20 protein-coding genes are annotated in these 23,549 nt (G+C 56.9%); 12 read left to right on the top strand and 8 right to left on the bottom strand.

Features of this window, described 5'->3' with window-relative positions:
- Positions 1 to 4: 4 nt before the first annotated feature.
- The 3 genes from QRN85_RS04625 to QRN85_RS04615 all read left to right on the top strand — a co-directional run bounded on the left by QRN85_RS04625 (position 5) and on the right by QRN85_RS04615 (position 2,086).
- A complete protein-coding gene (locus tag QRN85_RS04625; protein ID WP_284757088.1) occupies positions 5 to 1,057 on the top strand; it encodes a 3-carboxy-cis,cis-muconate cycloisomerase in 1,053 nt (350 codons plus the stop codon).
- 215 nt (positions 1,058 to 1,272) lie between these two features.
- The gene (locus QRN85_RS04620; protein ID WP_062588141.1) at positions 1,273 to 1,494 is read left to right on the top strand and encodes a hypothetical protein; all 222 of its coding nucleotides are present in this window, start codon (positions 1,273 to 1,275) and stop codon (positions 1,492 to 1,494) included.
- Positions 1,495 to 1,525: 31 nt separating this feature from the next.
- Complete coding sequence (locus tag QRN85_RS04615) at positions 1,526 to 2,086, top strand: DJ-1/PfpI/YhbO family deglycase/protease (protein ID WP_284757089.1); 561 nt, start codon at positions 1,526 to 1,528, stop codon at positions 2,084 to 2,086.
- 65 nt (positions 2,087 to 2,151) lie between these two features.
- On the opposite strand, the gene QRN85_RS04610 is transcribed toward QRN85_RS04615, so the two are convergent.
- The gene (locus tag QRN85_RS04610; RefSeq protein WP_284757090.1) at positions 2,152 to 3,318 is read right to left on the bottom strand and encodes an isovaleryl-CoA dehydrogenase; all 1,167 of its coding nucleotides are present in this window, start codon (positions 3,316 to 3,318) and stop codon (positions 2,152 to 2,154) included.
- Positions 3,319 to 4,094: 776 nt separating this feature from the next.
- On the opposite strand from QRN85_RS04610, the gene QRN85_RS04605 reads away from it, so the two are divergent.
- From QRN85_RS04605 to QRN85_RS04580, 6 genes are all read left to right on the top strand, one after another.
- Positions 4,095 to 4,775, top strand: a complete 681-nt coding sequence (locus QRN85_RS04605) for a sugar transferase (RefSeq protein WP_284757091.1) — start codon at positions 4,095 to 4,097, stop codon at positions 4,773 to 4,775.
- A 127-nt stretch (positions 4,776 to 4,902) separates the two neighbouring features.
- Positions 4,903 to 6,177 (top strand): polysaccharide biosynthesis/export family protein, encoded by a 1,275-nt coding sequence (locus QRN85_RS04600; RefSeq protein WP_284757092.1) that lies wholly within the window; start codon positions 4,903 to 4,905, stop codon positions 6,175 to 6,177.
- Positions 6,178 to 6,184: 7 nt separating this feature from the next.
- Complete coding sequence (locus QRN85_RS04595; protein ID WP_284757093.1) at positions 6,185 to 7,456, top strand: O-antigen ligase family protein; 1,272 nt, start codon at positions 6,185 to 6,187, stop codon at positions 7,454 to 7,456.
- A gap of 119 nt (positions 7,457 to 7,575) precedes the next feature.
- Positions 7,576 to 8,337 carry an ImuA family protein gene (locus QRN85_RS04590; protein WP_284757094.1) on the top strand — a complete coding sequence of 254 codons (762 nt, stop codon included), beginning with the start codon at positions 7,576 to 7,578 and terminating at the stop codon, positions 8,335 to 8,337.
- Positions 8,252 to 9,769, top strand: coding sequence for a Y-family DNA polymerase (locus tag QRN85_RS04585; protein WP_284757095.1), 1,518 nt, complete (start codon positions 8,252 to 8,254; stop codon positions 9,767 to 9,769). Before QRN85_RS04590 ends, QRN85_RS04585 begins: the two co-directional genes overlap by 86 nt.
- Positions 9,766 to 13,029, top strand: a complete 3,264-nt coding sequence (locus QRN85_RS04580; RefSeq protein WP_284757096.1) for an error-prone DNA polymerase — start codon at positions 9,766 to 9,768, stop codon at positions 13,027 to 13,029. The genes QRN85_RS04585 and QRN85_RS04580 overlap by 4 nt, the downstream gene beginning before the upstream one ends.
- Positions 13,030 to 13,054: 25 nt before the next feature.
- Here the strand turns inward: QRN85_RS04580 and QRN85_RS04575 are convergent, their stop codons facing one another.
- The 5 genes from QRN85_RS04575 to ytfQ all read right to left on the bottom strand — a co-directional run bounded on the left by QRN85_RS04575 (position 13,055) and on the right by ytfQ (position 18,376).
- Positions 13,055 to 13,786, bottom strand: coding sequence for a FadR/GntR family transcriptional regulator (locus QRN85_RS04575; RefSeq protein ID WP_062588127.1), 732 nt, complete (start codon positions 13,784 to 13,786; stop codon positions 13,055 to 13,057).
- Positions 13,787 to 13,804: 18 nt separating this feature from the next.
- Positions 13,805 to 14,785 (bottom strand): galactofuranose ABC transporter, permease protein YjfF, encoded by a 981-nt coding sequence (yjfF, locus tag QRN85_RS04570; RefSeq protein ID WP_113097956.1) that lies wholly within the window; start codon positions 14,783 to 14,785, stop codon positions 13,805 to 13,807.
- Positions 14,782 to 15,825, bottom strand: a complete 1,044-nt coding sequence (locus tag QRN85_RS04565; protein ID WP_062588125.1) for an ABC transporter permease — start codon at positions 15,823 to 15,825, stop codon at positions 14,782 to 14,784. Before QRN85_RS04565 ends, yjfF begins: the two co-directional genes overlap by 4 nt.
- On the bottom strand, positions 15,825 to 17,348 hold the full coding sequence (locus tag QRN85_RS04560) for a sugar ABC transporter ATP-binding protein (protein WP_062588123.1): 1,524 nt from the start codon (positions 17,346 to 17,348) through the stop codon (positions 15,825 to 15,827). Before QRN85_RS04560 ends, QRN85_RS04565 begins: the two co-directional genes overlap by 1 nt.
- Before the next feature lie 68 nt (positions 17,349 to 17,416).
- A complete protein-coding gene (gene ytfQ, locus QRN85_RS04555; RefSeq protein WP_062588121.1) occupies positions 17,417 to 18,376 on the bottom strand; it encodes a galactofuranose ABC transporter, galactofuranose-binding protein YtfQ in 960 nt (319 codons plus the stop codon).
- A 488-nt stretch (positions 18,377 to 18,864) separates the two neighbouring features.
- Here ytfQ and QRN85_RS04550 point away from each other — a divergent pair, with 488 nt between their 5' ends.
- Complete coding sequence (locus QRN85_RS04550) at positions 18,865 to 20,685, top strand: IlvD/Edd family dehydratase (protein ID WP_062588120.1); 1,821 nt, start codon at positions 18,865 to 18,867, stop codon at positions 20,683 to 20,685.
- 108 nt (positions 20,686 to 20,793) lie between these two features.
- On the opposite strand, the gene QRN85_RS04545 is transcribed toward QRN85_RS04550, so the two are convergent.
- Positions 20,794 to 21,528 carry a metallophosphoesterase family protein gene (locus QRN85_RS04545; protein ID WP_284757097.1) on the bottom strand — a complete coding sequence of 245 codons (735 nt, stop codon included), beginning with the start codon at positions 21,526 to 21,528 and terminating at the stop codon, positions 20,794 to 20,796.
- 166 nt (positions 21,529 to 21,694) lie between these two features.
- On the opposite strand from QRN85_RS04545, the gene QRN85_RS04540 reads away from it, so the two are divergent.
- The gene (locus QRN85_RS04540) at positions 21,695 to 22,330 is read left to right on the top strand and encodes a hypothetical protein (protein WP_062588116.1); all 636 of its coding nucleotides are present in this window, start codon (positions 21,695 to 21,697) and stop codon (positions 22,328 to 22,330) included.
- Positions 22,330 to 22,974, top strand: coding sequence for a DNA oxidative demethylase AlkB (alkB, locus tag QRN85_RS04535; protein ID WP_284757246.1), 645 nt, complete (start codon positions 22,330 to 22,332; stop codon positions 22,972 to 22,974). The genes QRN85_RS04540 and alkB overlap by 1 nt, the downstream gene beginning before the upstream one ends.
- Here the strand turns inward: alkB and QRN85_RS04530 are convergent.
- The gene (locus QRN85_RS04530) at positions 22,969 to 23,460 is read right to left on the bottom strand and encodes a hypothetical protein (protein ID WP_062588114.1); all 492 of its coding nucleotides are present in this window, start codon (positions 23,458 to 23,460) and stop codon (positions 22,969 to 22,971) included. The genes alkB and QRN85_RS04530 overlap by 6 nt on opposite strands.
- Positions 23,461 to 23,549: the final 89 nt, after the last annotated feature.

Genomic DNA, 23,549 nt, shown 5'->3' with positions numbered 1-23,549 from the left:
CAAAATGAGCTTTTCCCCTTTTGAACATCCGGTGCTGGGCGGCCTTTTCGGTGATGTGGAGATCGCAGAACTGTTCTCTGCAGAGGCCGACGTTGCGGCAATGCTGCGGTTTGAAACCGCACTTGCCGCCGCGCAGGCGTCAGCCGGCATCATTTCAGAAGGGGAGGCGGCCAGTATTTCTCAAGGACTGGCCAAGGTTGATATCGATTACGCCGCGTTGCGAAACGGCGTAGCGAAAGATGGTGTCGTCATTCCCGAGCTTGTTCGCCAATTGCGGGCAGCCGTCGAAAAAACTGTCGCACCAAAGGTGCATTTCGGCGCAACCAGTCAGGATGTCATCGATACGAGCCTGATGCTGCGCCTCAAGGCTGCCGCGTTCATCCTCGGCACACGGCTGTCGTCCTGCATCGCCGGCATGGAGGGGCTGATCAAACGCGACGGCTCCAAGCCCTTGATGGGCTATACAAGAATGCAGGCAGCAATACCGATTACGGTTGCGGACAGGGTCGTCAGCTGGCAGGCGCCGCTGTGCCGACATGAAGAGCGGCTGCATCTGCTCCTGGAAAAGAACTTCGCAATCCAGCTGGGTGGCGCTGCAGGAACACTGGATTCCCTGGGTGATAAAGCCGCAGATGTTCGCGCGGAACTCGCCAGAAGGCTTGACCTGGCAGAAAGCGTCCAGTGGCATAGCCAGCGCGATGGCATCGCTGATTTCGCCCATTTTCTGACGCTTGTTACCGGCACGCTTGGCAAGTTCGGTCAGGACATTGCGCTTCTTGCTCAAACCGGCTCCGGCATTCGCCTTTCGGGCGGTGGTGGTTCGTCGGCCATGCCGCACAAGCAAAATCCCGTTGTGGCCGAAACCCTGGTGGCGCTTGCTCGCTTCAACGCGGTGCAGGTTTCTGCAATACATCAAGCCATGGTCCACGAGCAGGAAAGATCCGGTGCGGCGTGGATGCTGGAATGGTTGGTCCTTCCGCAAATGGTGGCCGCTACGGGTAGCGCGCTTCTGTCGGCCGAGCGCCTCATATTGCAGATCGAAGCCCTGGGCAGCTAATCGGCTTCCTCCCACATCTCCAGATTTTTTTAGGAACCATTCTCCAAAGGGCACGTTCATTTGGCAGGAGAGCCACCGTGTCAAACGGACATGATGGCGCTGGAGAACATCAGGATTTTTCCGTTTTCTTCTGATGGCCAACGAAATGGCAGACGAGCTTCTTACCCATCCGGTGCGCTCTCCGACACAAGTTCCTTCCGCCCAAGGAGACCACGATGGAAAAGACCGAAACGCGCAAGCTTGCGGAAGAATATATGCTGCTTGGCGGTACGCGTCAGGTGATGATCGACGATAACAAGACCTTCATCCGCCAATATGAGAACGAACCCGATGAAGCCGAGCGCTTCTGGCAGGAACGTATAGCCAGCCTCGAGCAGGCACGCAGGGAGGATGTCGAATTCTTTCTTCCATCCGTCAATTCAGACGAAGCGAACTGATATTCCAGACAATCAAGCAAAGGAGAAAGCCATGACAGCTATCAACGCTGCTAAAATCGTGATTCTTGCAACAGACGGTTACGAACGTTCCGAACTTCGGGTGCCCTACGAGGAACTGAAGAAGAGGGGGGCTGACGTAAAGATCGCGTCGGTCGAAAACGGCGAAATCAAGAGCTGGGACGAGAAGGACTGGGGCGACAGCATTAAGGTCGATATGTTGGCAAAGGACGTCAACATCGAAGATTTCGACGCCCTGGTACTGCCCGGCGGCCAGATCAACCCCGACGTCTTGCGTGCCAGCGATGACGCCATGCGTGTCGTCCGCCAGTTCGTCAAATCCGGCAAGGTCGTCGCAGCCATCTGCCACGCACCCTGGTTGCTGATTGAAGCTGATGCCGTCAAGGGCCGTCAGGTCACATCCTACGGCTCCATAAAGACTGACGTCATGAATGCCGGCGGTCTGTGGAAGGACGAGAAGGTCGTTACCGACAAGGGCATCATCACTTCGCGCTCCCCAGACGACCTTGATGCATTTGTTGCAAAGATTGTCGAAGAGGTTGAAGAGGGCCGCCACGAGCGCCACGCAGCCTGATCCGGCACAAGAGTTAGAAAGGCCGCCATCCTTTGGCGGCCTTTTTCATGCGTTGGTGGGGGCCATCATGGTGCCTGTTGTTCCATGAGTTCGCGCCCGATCAGCATTCTGCGAATTTCCGATGTGCCCGCGCCGATCTCCATCAGCTTGGCGTCGCGGAACATTCGGCTGACAGGCGTTTCATTCATAAACCCCGTTCCACCCATCGCCTGCACGGCCTGATGCGCGACGACCATCGCCTGTTCCGATGCGTAGAGTACGCAGGCTGCAGCATCCTGTCTGGTTACCCTGCCTGCGTCGCAGGCGCGGGCGACTTCATACATATAGGCACGCGCGGTATTGAGCGCGGTATACATGTCCGCGATTTTGCCCTGCATGAGCTGGAAACTGCCGATGCTCTGCCCAAACTGTTTCCTGCTTTTAAGATAGGGCATGATTTCGTCCAGACAGGCCGCCATGATCCCGGTGCCGATGCCGGAAAGAACGACGCGCTCGTAATCCAGCCCTGACATCAGGACGCGAACGCCCTTGCCCTCTTGGCCAAGGACATTCTCGATGGGGACCTCGACATTGTCGAAAACCAGCTCGGCGGTATTCGACCCGCGCATTCCAAGCTTGTCGAAATGCGGACTGGTCGAAAAACCCTTCATGGTCTTTTCAACGATGAAGGCGGTGATGCCGCGGCTGCCTGCGCCGGGGTCGGTTTTTGCGTAGACCACCAGCGTGTCGGCATCCGGCCCGTTGGTAATCCAGTATTTCGTCCCATTCAGCCGGAAATGATCCCCGTGTTTCTCCGCGCGCAAAGCCATTGAAACCACGTCGGAGCCCGAACCCGCTTCCGACATTGCCAAAGCACCCACATGAGCACCGGAAACCAGCTTGGGAAGATATCGTTGCCTCTGGTCGTCGTTACCGTTGAGTTTGATCTGGTTGACGCAAAGATTTGAGTGCGCGCCATAACTCAGGCTTACTGATGCCGAGGCGCGGGCAATCTCTTCGACAGCGACCGTGTGGGCCAGATATCCCATGTCAGCTCCGCCATAGGCCTCCGGCACCGTTATGCCCAAAAGCCCGAGCTCGCCCATCTCTTCCCAAAGCTCGTGCGGGAAGAGATTTGCCTTGTCTATGCCAGCCGCAAGTGGCTTGACGCGGTCCTGCGCGAAGCGGTGCACCACATCGCGCAGTGCGCCGATGTCTTCACCCAGGTCGAAGCTCATCGCGTTGACGAACATGCATGGTTCCTCCCAGTTTATCGAGCCTACCGATCACTCTCCTCAGTGATCGATCGGCCAGTCGTTGGCGGCAGCGCTCCTGCGGTCCGCCTGCTTATGCTATCCGAAGTGAGTATGAGCTCGAGTTGCCCATTTGTCGCCACCGCCGGGATATATCTAACGTCTGAGCTTACGCGGAATCACGCAAACGTCACTGTTTGAATCGATTATATTCGCCTATCAGAATTCGTTGAACATAATTGAGAGCTATGCAAAAGCGTTTTGCCACTATTTCGCCTTATTTGCGTCACGATTGCGTCCATTTTCTCCCCTCAATCAACCTAATTTACAGACGAGATTAATTTTTCTTCATAAAAATACAGACATTCCTTGTCATTTTGAGTGTGCGTCGCCGCAATTTTATTGCGGTGCACAATGGTCCAATATGCTTAAAATGCGTCCCTTATGTCGCCTTCGCACTGCAAATATGCATGGCTCTATAGAATGCTATAAGATTAAATGAGTTTTAATTGAGCATCGAATACATGCCAAAACCTAAACAAGGTGTGAGGGTTTCGCTGGCACCACGGTGTTGTTCTTCAGTAGATCGGTTTTTATACTGAATTCACTTCTTTTGTGATTATTTCTGGTTGCCTCACCCAAAAGAACTAAGGCGGCACGCCTCACAAAAAATTCAAAAGCACCAAATTGTCGTCACAGCATTGCTATCTGATGATACTCGAAATGACGCGCCCAACGGGTACCGACCATCGCAAAACATAAATGGAGTCCTCTCTATGAAGTCCGCGACTCGATCGGCTGTTTCGCCGCTTAGTAGCTCAGATGAATTCGATGTGAGCTTTCCGATCGGAGGAATCGCTAAACGCAGCTTTGACGTTTCGTCAGCACTGCTAGCACTCCTCGTACTTAGCCCGATCTTTTTGATGATCATGGCTTTGGTTAAATTCACCGACCGCGGTCCGGCCTTTTATGGTCATCGCCGCGTCGGGCATAACGGACGTATGTTCCATTGCCTCAAGTTCCGCACCATGGTGATGAACGGCGATGACGTCCTGCGACACTATCTTGCTGCCAATCCAGAAGCAGCGGAAGAGTGGAAGACGACACGCAAACTCAAGAACGATCCTCGGGTAACATCGATCGGATCTGTCCTGCGCAAGCTGAGCCTGGACGAGCTGCCACAGCTCATCAACATCATTCGTGGTGAGATGAGTGTCGTGGGTCCTCGTCCTGTCGTTGATGAAGAGCTGAACTATTACGAAAGTGCAGCTTCTTATTACCTCAGCACCCGACCGGGCCTGACCGGCCTGTGGCAGATCAGTGGTCGTAACGACGTGTCCTACAAGGAACGCGTGGACTTCGATACGCAATATGTGCGCAACTGGTCCATGATGCAGGACGTGTCCATCATCGTTAAAACCATTCCGGCTGTGTGCATGTCACGCGGCAGCTATTGAACCAAATTCATAGTTCGGCGTTTTGTGGCATTAAGTTATTGCGGCCGCCATTGGGTGGCATTTGCGACCAGCCTTAAAAGCTGGTCGTAAACCGGCTGTAACGACAGCTGTAATTATGGAGTTCAATATGGTTGGCGTTGCCACCGGTTTTTCATTGAATCTTGCCCTGCGCAAAATTCCTGCGCTTGTTATCGCGGCCACGCTGGTCGCAACCTCACCCTTGACTGCCTTTGCTCAGCAGGACAAGCAATACAGGCTGGGCACCGCAGACAAGCTGCGTATCCGTGTTGCAGAATGGCAGCCTGCAGATGGTACCATCCGCAACTGGGAAGCCATCAACGGCGATTATTCTGTCGGCGCTTCCGGGTCCCTTTCGCTACCTTTTATCGGCGAGCTTGATGTTGCTGGCAAAACGGCAGGTGAAGTCGGCTCTGAAATCGGGGCACAGCTTCAGAGCAAGTTTGCCCTTCGCAATCTTCCCTCAGCTTCCGTCGAGGTCTCGCAATTCCGACCCGTCTTCCTGACCGGCGATGTGCAGACGCCGGGTGAATACCCCTATGCGCCTAATCTCACGGTATTGAAGGCAGTCAGCCTTTCTGGTGGCCTGCGCCGTTCCGAGGCTGGGCAGCGTTTTGCTCGCGATTTCATCAACGCCCGTGGCGACGCTGTTGTTTACGATGACCAGCGCGGCCGTCTTCTTGCACGCCAAGCCCGTCTGCGCGCCGAGGTCAGGGGTGACAAGGAAATCACCAAGACACCTGAACTGGAAAAGATTCTCAACATTGATGCGCTTCTTGAGAGCGAAACTGCTCTCATGAAATCGCGGACGGAGCGCTATACGCTTCAGTTGAAAGCCTTGACGGATCTCCGGCAGCTTTTGGAAACAGAAGTCGAATCCCTTCAGAAAAAGGCCGAAACTCAAAACAGACAGTTGCAGCTGGCCAATGAGGACCGTGAAAAGGTCAACCGGCTGAATGAACAGGGTCTCGCGCTTGCACAACGTCGGATCTCAGCCGAGGAACGTGCCGCAGAAGTGGAATCCACCCTTCTCGATATCGATACGTCGGCGCTGCGCGCCAAGCAGGATATCAACAAGGCGACCCAGGACGAAATCAACCTGCGCAACGATTGGGACGCCCAGCGTTCCAAGGAATTGCAGGATACCGAGGCCGAACTGCAGAAGCTGAACCTGCAGCTTGGCACCAGCCGGGAACTGATGTCTGAAGCTCTGGCGCAATCTGCCGAGGCGCTACGCTTCGATCCTTCGGGCAAATCTGCCAGCATCAACTACGTCATCGTGCGTGAAGAGGATGGCAAGGCGAAGGAAATCAAGGCTGATGAAAACACGCCGATCCAGCCTGGCGACGTAATCAAGGTGTCATCAGATGTTCTGATGCAGTGAGGCCAAGATGCGGATTGCCAAATCGGCCTTGATCGATCCGAATAAAAACGGCCTTTACGGAACGGCGGCAGTCGCGCTGTCGTTCTTCGTCTTTGCCTATTCGTCCAAATTCGGTCAGGTTTCCATTCTTGCCTATTACGCCATGTGGTTTCCGCTCGTCGTGGTGGATTACCGTCGGGTACTTGGCAACTACACCAGATATCTCTGGATTTTCGCTTTCGGCATTCTGGCCGTTCTGTCCAGTTTCTGGTCGGATGCCATGTCCGTTACGATGCGCGCGTCCATTCAGTACCTAACGCATATTGTTTGCGCCCTGATCGCCATGAGAGTGATCTCGATTACGACGCTCACACGCGGCGCGCTGATTGGCATCGTCCTGGTGCTTCTCTATTCCCTGCTTTTCGGACTCTATCTCTTCGATGCTTTGGACGGGACCGTCAGCTTTGTCGGCGCCTTCTCCTCCAAAAACCAGCTTGGCTTCTTTGCGTCACTGGGCGTGATCTTTGCAGTGTCGTCCGTGCTGGTGCTGCGTCAGCGTGACATTCTCTGGCTGGGCGTTGCGGGCGTCGCTGGTCTCATCTCGGCCTATTGCCTGCTGGCATCGCAATCGGCGACGTCGGTTATCACCACAGTCGCAGTGGTTGCCCTCATCATAGGCTTCATGCCCATGGGCATGTTGTCTCCTGCCAATCGCAAGATGATATTTCTGGCGCTCGTCGGTGTGGGGGCTCTTCTCGTTGTGGCGTCGCTGCAATTTGGTCTGCTCGATGCTGTGCTTGGCATATTTGGCAAGGATTCCACCCTGACAGGGCGTACCTATCTTTGGCAGCAGGGCATCGAAGCGGCCAAAGACGCACCCATTCTCGGCGTAGGATATCAAGGCTTCTGGGTCGTCGGCTTTTTTGATGCCGAACGCCTGTGGGATGATTTCTTCATCACCACCCGCAGCGGATTCCACTTCCACAATACCTATATCGAAACGGTGGTGGAGAACGGCTTTGTTGGACTGATATTGCTGTTGATCCTGCTTTATGGGACCCTCCTAGGGCATCTGCGATCCATTCTCGTCAAGAAGAACGATCCTCAAGGATTGGTCCTCTTTGCTCTCTGTGCACTGTTTGTGGTGCGGTCTTTCGTTGAGATCGATGTCACATATCCCTATCAGGTCGGTACATTCCTCTTGTACTACGCAGCAGGCAAGCTGACCCTGCCGCGGCGGGCACCGGCAAGGGCAGGGCTATTATCGCAGGTCGAGATGCGGCCCGTGGCCGGTCCGTAATTCCTCATTTAAGTTCCTCCACAGACTCTTCCATGACTCTTGTTGACTCTTTGCTGAAATTGGAACAAAAAGTGAACAGTTATATCTTTTAGCGTGAATGTCTTGAAAAGTCTTGTGTCATGCATAAACGCGCCGAACAGCTTGTTGTCGAGGAATTGCGGGAAAGGCTGGAGCGGATCACGCACGGTCCGGCCCGCCATCATGAAATCCTGCCCTTTGGCATTCCCCCGATCGATAATCATTTGCCGGGTGGGGGCCTCAAGCTCGGTAGCCTGCATGAGGTGAGCGGTGGTGGAAACGGTGCGGTAGACGGTGCTGCTTCAGCCCTGTTTTCAGCCGGCATCGCGGCACGTGTCAAAGGCAAGATCCTGTGGTGTGTGACAAGGCCTGATCTGTTCATGCCGGCGCTGGCTCAGGCCGGGCTGTCGCAAAACCGGCTGATCATGGTGGAATGCCGCGATGAGAAAGGCGTGCTGGATTGTTTTGAAGAGGGGCTGCGTTGCAACGGCTTCGGTGCGGTCATTGGCGAGATGTCGAAACTGCCGATGAACATGTCGCGGCGTCTGCAACTGGCCGCAGAAAGCTCCGGCGTCGTCGGCCTTGCGATCCGCCGCTGGCGGCATCCCTCCGGTGCAGCCGAGTTCGGACAACCAACGGCCGCGGTTACGCGCTGGCGTGTTTCTGTTCGCCCATCCACACCGCTGCCCGTGCGGGGGGTTGGGAGGGCGCGCTGGTTTCTGGAGCTTGTGCGCTGTCGTGGCGGTGAATGTGCCGATTTTGAAGTGGAAGCCTGTGATGCAAAGGGTCGTCTCGCTTTACCTGCCGACATGGTCGACGGATCGATACCGCAGGGCGCTTGGCAAGCAGGCGCCACCGGTTGACCAGCCCGTCGTCATGATTGGCCGCCAGGGCAACCGCCGTGTCGTGATGGCGCAGGATGCGGCGGCCTCTGCTGCGGGCCTGCGTCTCGGCATGCCGGCCAGCAAGGCGCAGGCTATCGTTTCCGGCCTGATCGTGGAGGAACTGAAGGCAGCCGAAGATGCAAGAGCACTGCGTGATCTTGCCCTGTGGTTCCTGCGAATTTACGCGCCCATCGTTTCGCCTGATCCACCTGCCGGCCTTGTGCTGGATACGACGGGTGCAGACCATCTGCATGGCAATGAACACCTCATGCTGACAGGCATGATAAACCGTCTGCACGGCATCGGCTTTGCCGCGCGTGCAGCCATTGCCGACAGTTGGGGTGCCGCCCATGCCCTTGCCCGCTTCGGGCGGGATCAGATCACCATCGTGCCGGAACATGGTGCCGGTCAAGCAATCGCACATCTTCCTTTGGCTGCACTTCGCCTTGAAGACAGGATAATAAGAGATTTGAAAGTGCTTGGTTTTCGCACGGTCACGGAACTGATGACGACCGCGCGCGCGCCGCTGACCCTGCGGTTCGGACCGGAAGTGGGGCGCAGGCTGGATCAGGCCCACGGTTTTCTGTCGGAACCGATAGAGCCTGTGCGCGTGCCGGAACTTGTCGAAGCATTCCGCTTCTTTGCAGAGCCCATTTCTGCTGCCGAAACCATTGCCCGCTATACCGAAAAACTGGTCCGCCAGCTCTGTCAGGATCTGGAAAAGCGTGGGCTGGGTGCGCGCCGTGTGGATCTTTTGCTGCATCGTGTCGATAGCGGCTTGCAAGCCATTCGCGCCGGAACGTCCAGGCCGGTTCGTGATGTCAAACAGTTGACGCGCCTGTTGGCGGACCGGATCGATACCATCAATCCCGGCTTCGGCATCGAGAAAATGGTTCTGACGGCAACCCATGCGGAAGCGCTTGTGGTGGGGCAGACCCGCTCCACGCTGCTGGATGACGCAAGGGCCGATATCGGAGAAACGGTCGATGTCATCATCAATCGCGGCCACCGGGTCTATCGTTACGCCGCCGTGGCGAGCGACGTGCCGGAGCGTTCCGTTCAGAAAGTTTCCGTTCAGGCTACCGATGATTGTCTTGGCTGGCCGGATCACTGGCCGCGACCGGTACGGCTTCTTGCCAGGCCTGAGCCAATTCAAACCATGGCGCTCCTGCCGGATCACCCGCCCAGGAGCTTTACATGGCGCGGTGTCCGGCGTGTTGTGAAACGGGCCGATGGGCCGGAGCGCGTCTTTGGTGAATGGTGGAAGCGGGACCGCGAACAGGCTGCGGTTCGCGATTATTTCACGGTGGAAGATGAGGTCGGCGAAAGGTTCTGGATCTTCCGCTCCGGCGATGGTGAGCACGCCAATACCGGCTCGCAAGGCTGGTTCATGCATGGGCTGTTCGGATGAACAACGATCTTCGTTATGCCGAGCTTCAGGTCACCACGCATTTTTCTTTTCTGCGTGGCGTCAGTTCCTGCGAGGATCTGTTCGCCCAGGCCAAGGCTCTTGGCATTGAAGCGCTGGGCGTGGTGGATCGCAATACGCTTACCGGCATTCCCCGGGCCTTTGAAGCTTCGGAAAAATTCGGCGTCCGGCTGGTCATCGGCTGCAGGCTTGACCTGGAAGACGATATCTCGGTCTTGGTCTATCCAACCGATCGGGCGGCCTATGGTCGGCTATGCCGCTTGCTGACCCATGGGAAGAAAGAGGCAGCAAAGGGAAAGTGCGATCTGAAATGGCGCGATCTCGTCACCTACGGGGAGGGGCTACTCGTTATTCTGCTGCCTGATCTTGCGGATGAAGGGCTGTCCGGGCGGTTGCGACGCCTGAAGGCGGATTTCGGGGATCGGGCCTATGTGGCAATGAGCCTGCGCCGTCGCCCCAATGACCACATGCGGCTCCACGAGCTTTCCCTTATGGCGCAGCATGTAGGCGTTGCGACCGTTGTGACCAATGACGTGTTGTTTCATGAGCCGGAACGCCGCATGTTGCAGGATGTGGTGACCTGCATCCGCCATAACTGCACCATTGACGATGCCGGTTTCCGGCGGGAGCGCCACGCAGACCGTTATCTGAAGCCTCCGCAGGAAATGCATCGGCTGTTTTCGGCCTATCCGGATGCCTTGAGACGGACGCTGGAGATTGTACGACGCTGCAATTTTTCGCTGAAAGAACTGAAATATCAATATCCGGAAGAAAATATCCTGCCGGGAATGGGCGCACAGGAAGCGCTTGAGAAATATGTCTGGGATGAGGTGCCGGGGCGCTATCCCGATGGCGTGCCTGAAAAGGTGGAAAAGAGCCTCAGACATGAATTGGCGATCATCGCACGAAAGAAATACGCTCCCTATTTTCTGACGGTCAATGCAATCGTCCGTCAGGCACGCAAGATGAATATTCTGTGCCAGGGGCGTGGTTCTGCCGCCAATTCCGCCGTGTGCTATGTTCTTGGCATCACTGCCATCGATCCGAAGGAAAGCGATCTTCTGTTTGAACGTTTCGTCTCGGAAGACCGCAATGAGCCACCGGATATCGACGTCGATTTCGAGCATCAGAGACGCGAAGAGATCATTCAATGGATCTACAATCATTACGGCCACGACAAGGCAGCGCTGTGCTCCGTCATCAGCCGCTACCGCGGCAAGGGTGCCATTCGTGATGTCGGCAAGGTGTTGGGCCTGCCGGAAGACCTGACCAAGCTCATGTCCTCGCAAATCTGGTGGTGGACCGAGGATGCGGGTGAGAAGGAAGCCAAGGACCTCAACATCAATCTCGATGACCGCCGGGTGAAGCTGGCCTTCGACCTTGCCCGCCAACTCATCGGCACGCCTCGCCACCACAGCCAGCATCCGGGCGGCTTCGTGCTGACCCATGACAGGCTGGATGAGCTCGTTCCCATCCTGCCAGCCGCCATGGATAATCGCCGCATCATCGAATGGGATAAGGACGATATCGATGTCGTCGATTTCATGAAGATGGATTGTCTGGCTCTCGGCATGTTGTCCTGTATGCGCCGTGCCTTCGATATGCTGGAGGAGCGGGAGGGCAAGCGATACGAGCTTGTCACGGTGCCGCAGAACGATCAGAAAACCTACGACATGATCTGCAAGGCCGATACGATCGGCACGTTCCAGATCGAAAGCCGGGCGCAAATGTCCATGCTGCCGCGGCTCAGGCCTCGGGAACTCTACGACCTCGTTATCCAGGTGGCGATCGTTCGGCCCGGTCCCATTCAGGGTAACATGGTGCATCCCTATCTCAAGCGCAGACAGGAAAGAGCACAAGGCAAGCAAATCATCTATGAGCATCCAAAACTTGAAAAAGTCCTGTGGAAGACACTCGGTGTTCCGCTGTTTCAGGAACATGCCATGCGGCTTGCCATCGATTGCGCGGGGTTTACACCCAATGACGCGGATCAGCTCAGAAGAGCGATGGCGACATTCAAGAATGTCGGGACGATTGCCAATTTCGAAAAGCAACTGGTCAGCGGGCTCATCGAAAACGGCTTTCCTGAAGAGTTTGCAAAACGACTTTTCGAGCAGATCAAAGGTTTCGGCAGCTACGGCTTTCCCGAAAGCCACGCAGCGTCGTTTGCGCTGATCGCTTACGCATCCGCCTGGGTGAAATGCCATCACCCGGATATCTTTTGCGTCGCTCTCCTGAATTCCCAGCCCATGGGTTTCTATGCACCTGCGCAGCTTGTGCGCGATGCACGCGACCACGGTGTCGTCGTGCGCCCTGTCTGCATCAACCACAGCCGGTGGGATTGCAGGCTTGAGGAAGAGATGGGTCACAACCGCAATGCCGTGCGGCTGGGTATGCGGCTGGTCAAGGGCCTGTCCAACGCTCACGCTGCCGCCATCGTTGCGTGCCGGGAGGACCGACCTTTCGTTTCCATTGACGATCTATGGCGCAGGGCGGGCATTCCCGCCAGCGCCTTGGTCTGCCTTGCGGAAGCGGATGCGTTCCTGCCATTCCTTGGGCTGTCTCGCCGTCAGGCGCTCTGGGCCATCAAGGCGTTGCGGGACGAGCCACTGCCCCTGTTTGCCGCCGCTGCCGCCAGTCGCAACAGCGTCATTGCGGAACTGAACGAGCCTGACGTTGCGTTGCGCCCCATGACGGCTGGGGGAGAGGTGGTGCAGGATTACGGCCATATGGGGCTTAGCCTGCGCCAGCATCCACTGTCTTTTCTGCGGGAGGATCTTTCGCGGCGGCGCATCGCCACCTGCGAGCAAGCGGCCAACGCGCGCGATGGAACATGGCTGGAAGTGGCGGGTCTTGTTCTGGTGCGTCAAAGGCCGGGCTCGGCAAAGGGTGTCATCTTCATGACGCTGGAAGACGAGACGGGCATTGCCAATGCCGTGGTCTGGGTCAAGACCTTCGAAAAATACCGTCCTGTCATCCTGTCTGCGGGAATGGTCGGAATTTATGGAAAGATCCAGCGTGAAGGAGAAGTCGTGCATCTGGTGGCGCGTCGCGTGACGGATCTTTCGGAGGCGCTGAGAAGCGTGGGCGAAAGGGAAGGGCCGTTTCCGCTGCCTCACGGGCGCGGCGATGAGTTCCATCGTGGAAGCCCGTCTCCAGACCGGCGTGGCCTGCCAAGACGGTCTGAAATTCCTGCGGATACAGAGGCGCATATCACGGTCAAGGGCCGCAATTTTCATTGAGGCTCATTGGCGCAATCGCGTTAGACTAACCCAAGATCGCGTTCTTGATCCGGTCCTTGCCCACCAGAATGACCTGCCGCATGGCCTTGATGGCAGCTGCTTCATCACGGGCAGCGATGGCGTGGACGATACGCAGATGGTTGGACGCAATCTCCGAAATCGTCTCCGGCGAGGATGCGGGTGACGACAGCTGGAACGAGATGGCAAGGGCCGCTTCGATCAGGCCACTGGCCGAGCGCATGAACGGATTGCCGGAAATGCGCGCCACGGCCAGGTGAAACTCCAGATCGACCTTGGCGATGCTTTCCGGCGTATGGTTCACATTGTCAAACCGCGCAGCAATCGCATAAAGCGAGACGATATCCTCGCTCGAAGCATGGCGCGCAGCGGCCGCGGCTGCCGCCGGCTCCAGTGCCAGCCTGATGTCAGCCAGATGCGTGATGAATTCCGGGTCCAGCCCCGCATCGCACCGCCAGCCCAGAACGTCGGGATCGAAGAAATTCCAGCTGGATTTCTCAAGGACGCGGGTGCCGACCTTGGCCTTGGCTTCAACCAGCCGCTTGGCCGCCAGCGTCTTCATGGTTTCGCGCAGAACGGTGCGTGAGACGCCAAAGCGCAGCGAAAGCTCCGCATCATTGGGCAGAAGCGACCCCTCAGGGATGCGGCCCGAAACGATGGCGCTGCCAAGCTCCGCGACGACATGCGCGTGGCTGCTGCGTCGCTTACGTCCCGTGATCGTCGTTTCCAGCAGCCCCAACAAATGCCTCCGCTCGGTTTACGCCGGATGTCCCCCGGCAAGCCTTCTGTTTGAATACCAGATGATTGTGCGTTGCAACACGATGAATATGAACAATAGTACGCCGATGACGATTTTCGTCCACCAGGATGAAAGCGTTCCTTCAAAAACGATATAGGTCTGGATCAGGCCCTGGATCAGCAGGCCGATGAAGGTGCCAGCCACAAGGCCGGTGCCACCCGTCAGAAGCGTTCCGCCGATTACGACGGCGGCGATTGCGTCAAGCTCCATGCCGACGGTTGCCAGCGAATAGCCGGACGAGGTGTAGAGTGTGTAGACGATACCAGCGAGGCCTGAGAGAAAGCCGGACAGGGCATAAATGCCGATGATCGTCTTTCCAATGGGAACGCCCATCAATTCCGCCGATTGCTGGTTTCCGCCAAGGGCATAGATATTGGCGCCAAATCGTGTGCGGCTTGCCAGGAATATTCCGACCGCAAACACGATCAGCATCACAATGGCCAGCGCCGTTAGCCGTCCACCGCCTGGAAAACGGAAATAGAAACCCTGTATCGCATCGATGACCGGATGAGAGATCGGCACTGACTCCGTCGAGATAAGGTAGGCGGCGCCACGGGCGAGAAACATGCCGGCCAGCGTCACCACGAAAGGCGGTATAGACAGGAACCGGATCATTGCGCCCATCAGGCAGCCAAAGAGGGTGGAAATGACGAGCACAGCGGCAAAGGCCACCAGCGGATGCACATTATACGTTCCCACCAGCACGGCCACGAAAACGCTGGCGAAGGCAATGACGGAGCCAATCGAGAGATCGATACCGCCGGACAGAATGACGAAGGTCATGCCGACAGAGGCTATGCCGAGAAAGGCGTTGTCTGTCAGGAGATTGCCAACAACCCGCGTTGAAAACATGCCGGGATATTGCATGACGCACAGGGCATAGGCGACGATAAAGACGGCAAGCGTTGTCAGAAACGGAAGATTGCGGGTGTGTATCATCGCGCGGCTTCCTTGTTGTTGGCGGCCTTGGTTGCGGGCGCGGTGTTGTGTGGCTTGCGCGATCTGGCAAAGCCGATGACGGTGCCGATTGCAGGCGACTGAAGTGTCAGCACGACGATGATGATGCCCGCCTTGATGATGAGGTTGAACTCCGGTGGAAACCCGGAAACCAGAATGCCGGTGTTGATGGTCTGGATGATGAGTGCGCCGATCAGCGAAGCGGTAATGGAAAAACGCCCGCCGTTCAGCGATGTCCCGCCAATGACGACAGCGAGAATGGCGTCGAGTTCCAGCCACAGCCCGGCATTATTGGCGTCCGCACCGCGTATGTCGGCCGTCACGATCATGCCGGCAACGGCCGCGCAAAGGCCTGACACGGCATAGACGAAGAACAGCAGGAAACGGGCGCGCACGCCAGCCAGGGCAGCGGCACGGCGGTTTACACCCGTCGCTTCGATGAGAAAGCCGAGTGCCGATTTTCGCACCAGTGTGCCGATCAGAAGTGCTGTCAGAACCCAGATGACGATTGGCATCGGTATGCCCGCCAAAGAGCCGGAGCCGAGCGCGGAAAAGCTGTCATTGTTGAATGTCAGGATCACGCCTTCGGTGATCAGCTGTGCGATGCCGCGCCCCGCCACCATCAGGATCAGCGTTGCGATAATGGGCTGAATGTCGAGTATGGCAACCAGAATGCCGTTCCAGATGCCGCAGGCAATGCCGACCGCCAGCGATATGGCGATGACCGTTGGAATGGAGTGCCCGCCGCTGATCAAGGTCGCGGCAACCGCGCCGCATATGGCGATGACGGCACCGATGGAAAGGTCGATGCCCTTGGTTGCAATCACCAGCGTCATGCCGATTGTCAGCAGTGCCACCGGTGCTGCACGCACCAGAATATCGATGATACTGCCATAGAGCCTACCGTTCTGGAACGACAGATTCAGGAAACCGGGCGAGATCGCCGCGATTGCGGCAAGAATGATGATCAGCGCGGCAAGCTGGGGCGCCAGCCTCTTCAGGCGGTGAGTGATGGTCTTCATCACGCTGCCTCCGTTCTGGCTGCGCTGGCAATGGCCTGCATGATGTTATCGGCCGTCACATCGTCTCCCTTGAGTTCCGCCACATGCTTGCGGTCCGAAAGCACGATGACGCGGTGCGCGACAGCCGTCAGCTCTTCCAGCTCCGAGGAAATGACGATCAGAGACATGCCCTGCGAACAGAGCCGCTCGATCATTTTCAGAATTTCCGCATGGGCACCGATATCGATGCCGCGTGTCGGCTCGTCCAGAATGAGGAGCCTTGGGTCGGTCGCCAGCCAACGCGCCAGAATTGCCTTCTGCTGGTTGCCGCCGGACAGAAACTTGATGGGCCTCTCACGGTCGGCCGGGCGGATATCGAGCGATTTGATGAAGCCGTCCGCCAGTGCAGCCTTCTGCTTGTGGGACAAGGGCCGCATCCAGCCCTGGCGGGCCTGCAGCGCAAGGGCGATGTTATCAGCGACCGAAAAATCGCCGATGATGCCATCCGTCTTGCGTTCCTCGGGGCAAAAGCCGAAGCCGTTTTCGATCGCTGCTTCCGGCGAGGTAATGGCCACGGTTTTGCCGTCGATACTGGCCTGTCCGCCATCCGGTCTGTCTATGCCGAAAAGCAGGAACGCGGTCTCACTGCGCCCGGAACCGAGCAATCCGGCGATCCCAACAACTTCGCCGGGCCGCACATCGAGATCGAAGGGTTCGACACTGCCGCGCTTTCCGTATCCCTGAAAGCGTATGGGCGCTTCACCCTCCACGACCGTTGCTTCCGGGGCATGGCGATCATGGGTGACACTTTGAAGCTCACGGCCCAGCATCATCGATATGAGCTCACCTCTGGGCAATTCGGAAATCTTGCGCGTGCCGACCAGCTTGCCGTTGCGCAAAACCGTTACGCGGTCGGCGATATCGTACACTTGATTGAGGAAGTGCGTGATGATGACAATGCCAAGCCCTTCGGCGCGCAACTGCCGCAACACGGTAAACAGCATTTCCACTTCATGATTGTCGAGGCTGGCCGTCGGCTCATCGAGGACGAGCACCTTGCCGGAGAGATCGACGGCACGCGCAATCGCGATGATCTGACGGATCGCAACCGAATAGCTGGAGAGAAGAGCATCGACATTGATGCTGAGTCCATAACGCGCAAGCAGCGCCTGAGACCGGACGCGCATTTCGCGTCTATCGATCAGGCCGAAGCGGCGTGGTTGCCTGCCCAAAAACAGGTTTTCGGCAACCGTAAGGTTCTCGAGAAGATTGACCTCCTGATAGACGGTGCCGATGCCGAGATCCTGTGCCTCTGCCACCGTTGTCGGAGAGATTTCCGCGCCGTCGAGGCGGATCGTGCCCCGGTCGCGGTGGTACACACCGGTCAGTATCTTGATGAGGGTCGATTTTCCCGCGCCGTTTTCACCGAGAAGCGCGTGCACTTCGCCACGGTTGAGGGATATGTCGACATTGTCCAGAGCGGGTATGCCAAGGAAGGATTTTCCAATGGCGCGCGCTTCCAGAAGTGGGCTGGTTTCGGACATGTTGGTTTCCTGCACGGTATGTTGGTGGGAACGACGCTTGCGCGCCGTTCCCGAAGCCGGAAAATGGCTTAGTAGCCAAGTCCCTTCTTCTCCTCGTAAACCTTCATCGGATTATCGGAGGCCGTGTAGAGTTTGGATTCCGTCTGGATCCACTTTGGTGGCTCTTTCTTGTCCTTCAGATACGCATCCAGCGCGTCGAAGGCAGGGCCGGCCATGTTCGGTGTTAGTTCCACGGTCGCATTGGCTTCGCCAGCGGCCATGGCCTTGAAGATATCCGGAACGGCATCGATGGAAACGACCTTGATGTCGGTGCCGGGCTTCAGGCCCGCTTCCTTGATGGCCTGGATTGCGCCGACAGCCATGTCATCATTATGGGCATAAACCGCGCAGATGTCCTTGCCGCCGCCTTCTGCCTTGATGAAGCTTTCCATGACTTCCTTGCCCTTGGTGCGGGTAAAGTCGCCGGTCTGCGAGCGAACGATCTTGATATTTGCGTGGGAGGCAATGCCTTCCTCAAAACCCTTCTTGCGGTTGATGGCAGGCGAAGAACCGGTCGTTCCCTGCAGTTCTACAACCTTGCAATCCTTGGAGCCTACATCCTTGGCCAGCCATTCCCCGGCAACCTTGCCTTCGTGAACCTGGTCCGAGGTGACAGCGGTCAGGTAAAGGCTGTCTGGAGCCTCAATCTGGCGGTCGAGAAGAATGACGGGGATCTTCTCTTCCTTGGCTTCTTTCAGCACCGCATCCCAGCCGGTTGCGACAACCGGTGCAATGAAGATTGCATCCACGCCCTGCGCGATGAAGCCGCGAACAGCCTTGATCTGGTTTTCCTGCTTCTGCTGGGCGTCCGCGAACTTCAGGGTTACGCCGCGCTTTTCAGCCTGCTGCCTGGTGACTGTGGTTTCAGCCGCGCGCCAACCGGATTCGGAGCCGATCTGCGAGAAGCCGACGGTCAGAGATTGAGCGGAAACGCCTGATGCCAGACACACGGAAAATGCGACGGTAACCGCCGCGAGTGCTTTTTTCATCTTATATCCTCCCAGAGATGAATTCGGCTATGACGGGGCGATATGAGCATATAGTATGATATTTGAAAAGAGACTTTTGAGCGATTTCTTAAGTTGATACGCGCATTACGCCTTAGGAAACGGGAATTTCTTGTGAATTAACAATAAAAACAGCGGATAAAATAAATTTATCTGACCGGACGGATCGCTCTGAGGCTTTACTTGACAAGCCATTCCCCGGCAAAATAGTAATATGAATACCGCGCGATGCCGAAGCAGGGATGATCAGGGCCCGATGTTTCGGAGGAAGTGGAACGAGAAGATTCAGGGTGGAAATTCGTGACAGTAGTCATCGACTTTGTTGAAGGGGCAGGTTCTGTGTCGGACTGTCCTCGGGTTTGGCTGCCGCGCGCTGCCGACCGCCAGAATTTTTTCTCTGCCGCTCACCACAAGGTCGTCGCAATCCTGTTGTCGTACCCATTCGCCACTTTCGGCTGGAGACCAAAATCATGAAAGACCAGAACAATCTTCCCGCAACACAGGCAAAGGGCGGTAAGCTGCGTTCGCGCGCCTGGTTCGATAATCCTGCCAACGCGGATATGACGGCGCTCTATCTTGAGCGCTACATGAATTTCGGCCTCAGCCAGGCGGAATTGCAGTCCGACCGTCCGATCATCGGCATTGCACAGACCGGCTCCGATCTTTCTCCCTGCAACCGCCACCACCTTGAGCTTGCCAATCGCCTGCGTGAAGGCATTCGCGAAGCCGGTGGTATCGCCATCGAATTCCCGGTTCACCCTATCCAGGAAACCGGCAAGCGCCCGACTGCTGGTCTCGACCGTAACCTTGCCTATCTCGGTCTCGTAGAAGTTCTCTACGGCTACCCGCTCGATGGCGTCGTTCTGACCATCGGCTGTGACAAGACGACGCCTGCCTGTCTTATGGCGGCGGCCACCGTCAACATTCCCTCCATCGCCCTGTCTGTCGGCCCCATGCTGAACGGCTGGTTCCGCGGCGAACGCACCGGCTCCGGCACAATCGTCTGGAAGGCGCGCGAACTTCTGGCGAAGGGCGAGATCGACTATCAGGGCTTCGTCAAGCTGGTTGCCTCCTCGGCGCCGTCGACAGGCTATTGCAACACCATGGGCACCGCCACCACCATGAACTCGCTTGCCGAGGCTCTTGGTATGCAGCTGCCGGGCTCTGCCGCTATTCCCGCCCCATACCGCGATCGTCAGGAAATCTCCTACCTGACCGGCCTTCGCATCGTTGAAATGGTCCGCGAAGACCTCAAGCCTTCCGACATCATGACAAAGGATGCGTTCATCAACGCCATCCGCGTCAACTCGGCAATCGGCGGTTCGACAAATGCGCCGATCCACCTGAATGGTCTGGCGCGCCACCTCGACGTCGAACTGACGGTCGATGACTGGCAGACCTACGGCGAAGAGGTGCCATTGCTGGTCAACCTTCAGCCAGCCGGTGAATATCTCGGTGAAGACTATTATCACGCAGGCGGTGTTCCCGCCGTCGTCAACCAGTTGATGACCCAGGGTCTCATCATGGAAGACGCCATGACGGTGAACGGCAAGACGATTGGTGAAAACTGCCGCGGCGCGATCATCGAGGACGAGAAGGTTATCCGTCCGTTCGATCAGCCGCTCAAGGAGCGTGCAGGTTTCCGCGTTCTGCGTGGCAACCTCTTCTCTTCCGCCATCATGAAGACAAGTGTGATCTCGCCGGAATTCCGCGAACGCTACTTGTCGAACCCCAACGACCCGGAAGCCTTCGAAGGCAAGGCCGTCGTGTTCGATGGTCCCGAGGATTACCACCACCGCATCGATGACCCGTCGCTCGGCATTGACGCAAACACGGTTCTGTTCATGCGTGGCGCCGGTCCAATCGGTTATCCGGGTGCGGCGGAAGTCGTCAACATGCGCGCGCCGGACTACCTCTTGAAGCAGGGCATCACATCGCTGCCATGCATTGGCGACGGTCGCCAGTCCGGCACGTCAGGCAGCCCGTCCATCCTCAATGCATCGCCCGAGGCGGCAGCTGGTGGCGGTCTGGCAATCCTTCAGACCGGCGACAAGGTTCGTATCGATGTTGGCAAGGGCAAGGCGGACATCCTGATTTCTGCCGAGGAACTGGCCAAGCGTTACGAAGCGCTTGCGGCTGAAGGCGGATACAAATTCCCGGATCACCAGACGCCATGGCAGGAAATCCAGCGCAGCCTCGTCGGCCAGATGGAGACCGGTGCGGTTCTGGAATCTGCGGTCAAGTATCAGCGCATTGCCCAGACAAAGGGTCTGCCGCGCGACAACCACTAAACATGGCCATATGAACAAGAAACCACCGTCTGTTTATCAGGCGGTGGTTTTGTTTTGTACGACGTTTCATTTCGCGATCCGTATGACACGGAGCAAGTGAGGCTGTATCTACTCGGCGTGCATAACGGTTATCTCGCCGCTTCGGGTAATCTTCGCCGCAGACAATCGCCCCGTCATGAAGGCACCTGTGTCGACGTTCAGCCTGTTGTCGCTCAACGATACGGTACGGACCGGGGTGTGCCCGTGCACGGTCAAAAACAGGTTTTCACTTCCGGGTCTGGTCTGCTCCTTGGGGCGGATCCAGAGAAGATGCCGGTCGTCCTGTCGCTGCAGCGGCACGCCATTGACGACGCCTGCGTGAACGAAACAGAAGCCGGGCACCGCAAGCAGCGATGGCAGGGATGCCATGAAGGATATGTGCTCGCCCGGTATCTTTTCGGCAAGCAGTGCTTTACGCGCCTTCATCTCTTCGGGAAGCTGCCTGATGCCATAGGATTGCAGGGTTTCGATACCGCCAAATTGAAGCCAGACGTGATCGTTGCGCGGTTCATCGAGAAAATCGAGCATGATCTGCTCATGATTCCCGGCCAGGCAAAATCGCTCGAAATCCCCCGACATTGGCGTCATCAGCTCATTTATGACCTCGCAGGACTTTGGCCCGCGGTCCACATAGTCACCGAGCATCACAATCCATTTGGAACCGTGATGATTGGCCGCGTCGCTCAAGATCTTTTCTTGAAGCGGCAGGAGAAGATCGTAGCAGCCATGCACGTCGCCGATCGCGTAAATGATGTCGGGTCTTTCGCGAGAAAACAACTTACGGCGCATTTCCAGCGTGTTCATCGTTTGGGCGAACCTCCTTGAATGTTGAGGGCGTGGCGACGGCTGCTGACAGGATATGGAGCATTGTACTTAACGCGGTATTTACGATGGACCATGTCGGACGCTTTCCCTAAAATCGTCTTTATTCCCATGTGTTCTGGTTACCTGTTCAGGGCTGGGAGGAAAAATGCCGCTGCAAAACCGTGTTGATCCGTTTGGCGATATTCTCGACCTCCCATTGCGCGGCATGTTCACCGGCAATCGTGGAATTCTTCATGACCCTCACACCAGAACGCTGACGGCTAAACGCTGGACATCAAAGGCATGGCTTGTCTGCAGTTGCAATTACAAGAATGTGCGTCGAGAAGTGATGGCGACGAGAAGCTGGACGGAGCTTTTCTTCTTCGACGAGGCAACGGCACTGGCCGCTGGACATCGCCCATGTTTCCTCTGCCGCAAGCCGGATGCAGACCGTTTTCGTGCCTGCTGGGCTGCCGGTAACGCTGTGCCTTTGCCGAGTGCCGGGGATATTGATACTGTCTTGCACAGGGAGCGGCTGCAGGCGCGCCGCAAGCGGGTCAACATGCTTCTGTCTCCCTTGGATGACCTGCCCGACGGAACGATGATTGCAGCGGCAGGCACAGCCTTTCTCGTTGCCCGAGGCCAGGCTTTTCGCTGGACTGCCAAGGGATATGAGCGGACCGCAACGCTGCCTTTCGTAGATGGCCTGCTGACGCCACCATCCGTGTTGCGCACTTTGCAGGCGGGTTATCGGCCGCTCATTCATTCATCACTTTCCTCTTTCTTGGAGCTGCAGGCATGATGGACGACCTTTTTGGTGGCCTCGACACCACCAACGAAGAGATGGCCGATGGTGCGGTGTTGCTTCGCCGGTTTGCGCTCGACAAAGCCGATGACCTGCTTACTGACATCGGCACCGTCATGTCTGCCGCACCCTTGCGTCACATGGTAACGCCCGGTGGATTCACGATGTCTGTCGGTATGACGAATTGCGGGCAATTCGGCTGGGTAACGGACAGGCGGGGATACCGCTACCAGAACACCGACCCCTTGAGCGGGCAGCCATGGCCAGCCATGCCGGAGGTGATGGTATCGTTAGCGGTCGGCGCGGCGAAACAAGCCGGATATCCGGATTTCAAGCCGGATGCCTGCCTCATCAACCGCTATGAGCCGGGCGCGAAAATGTCGCTCCATCAGGACAAGGACGAGAAGGATTTCAGCAATCCCATCGTGTCGGTTTCGCTGGGCCTGCCCGCAACCTTCCAGTTCGGCGGGTTGAGCCGTAAGGATGCGGTGCGCAAATACCCGCTTGTTCACGGCGATGTCGTGGTCTGGGGTGGCTCGTCGCGGCTGTTTTACCACGGAATATTGCCTTTGAAGGAAGGCACCCACGAAAAGACAGGTCGTGCCCGCTTTAACCTGACGTTCCGGCGCGCCGTCCTATAACGCGCCAGAAACGTATTTGCTTTCCTTGATGAAGATCCACATGTCCTTGCTGATATCAGCGATTTCAGCGATGGATTGTTCGAGCATCGATATTTCGGCAGCATCTACGGGCTCGACCTTGCCGTAACGCACCCGCTTGTCGTCTTCCACCAGCCGCATCAACTGGGTGCTGGAAATGTCGCCATTTTCATCGAAGGCATAAATGCAGTGATTGTATTTGTTGCGCATTCTGGACTGTTTTTTAAGGCGCGCCATGGTGCCGAGTATCGTCTTGCGATCAGCCGTAGGCGTCGAGCGAAGCTTCGCCAGACGCTCCACCAGATCAATGCGCGCGCGGGTGGTGTTCAACGTAAGAAAGACGATGACGGCGGCTTCTTTCTCTACCCTTAAAAGATGGGCGATGATGTAGATGAGAAGGCTTTCCGTATTCGTCCAGACATAGTTCAGACGGCCAACCAGCAACAAGACGTCAGACATGGCTGCCATTCGATCCTCCACCCAAAGCCTGACGTCATCATACTATGCCGGACCTAAAGACCATAAGCTTTTCTGATCCTCACGCCAATCGGGCGGAG

This window comes from Agrobacterium sp. fls2-241-TYG-188a, assembly GCF_030209845.1.
Note: the sequence above shows the minus strand (reverse complement) of the source record. Positions and strands in the feature narration are given on the sequence as shown.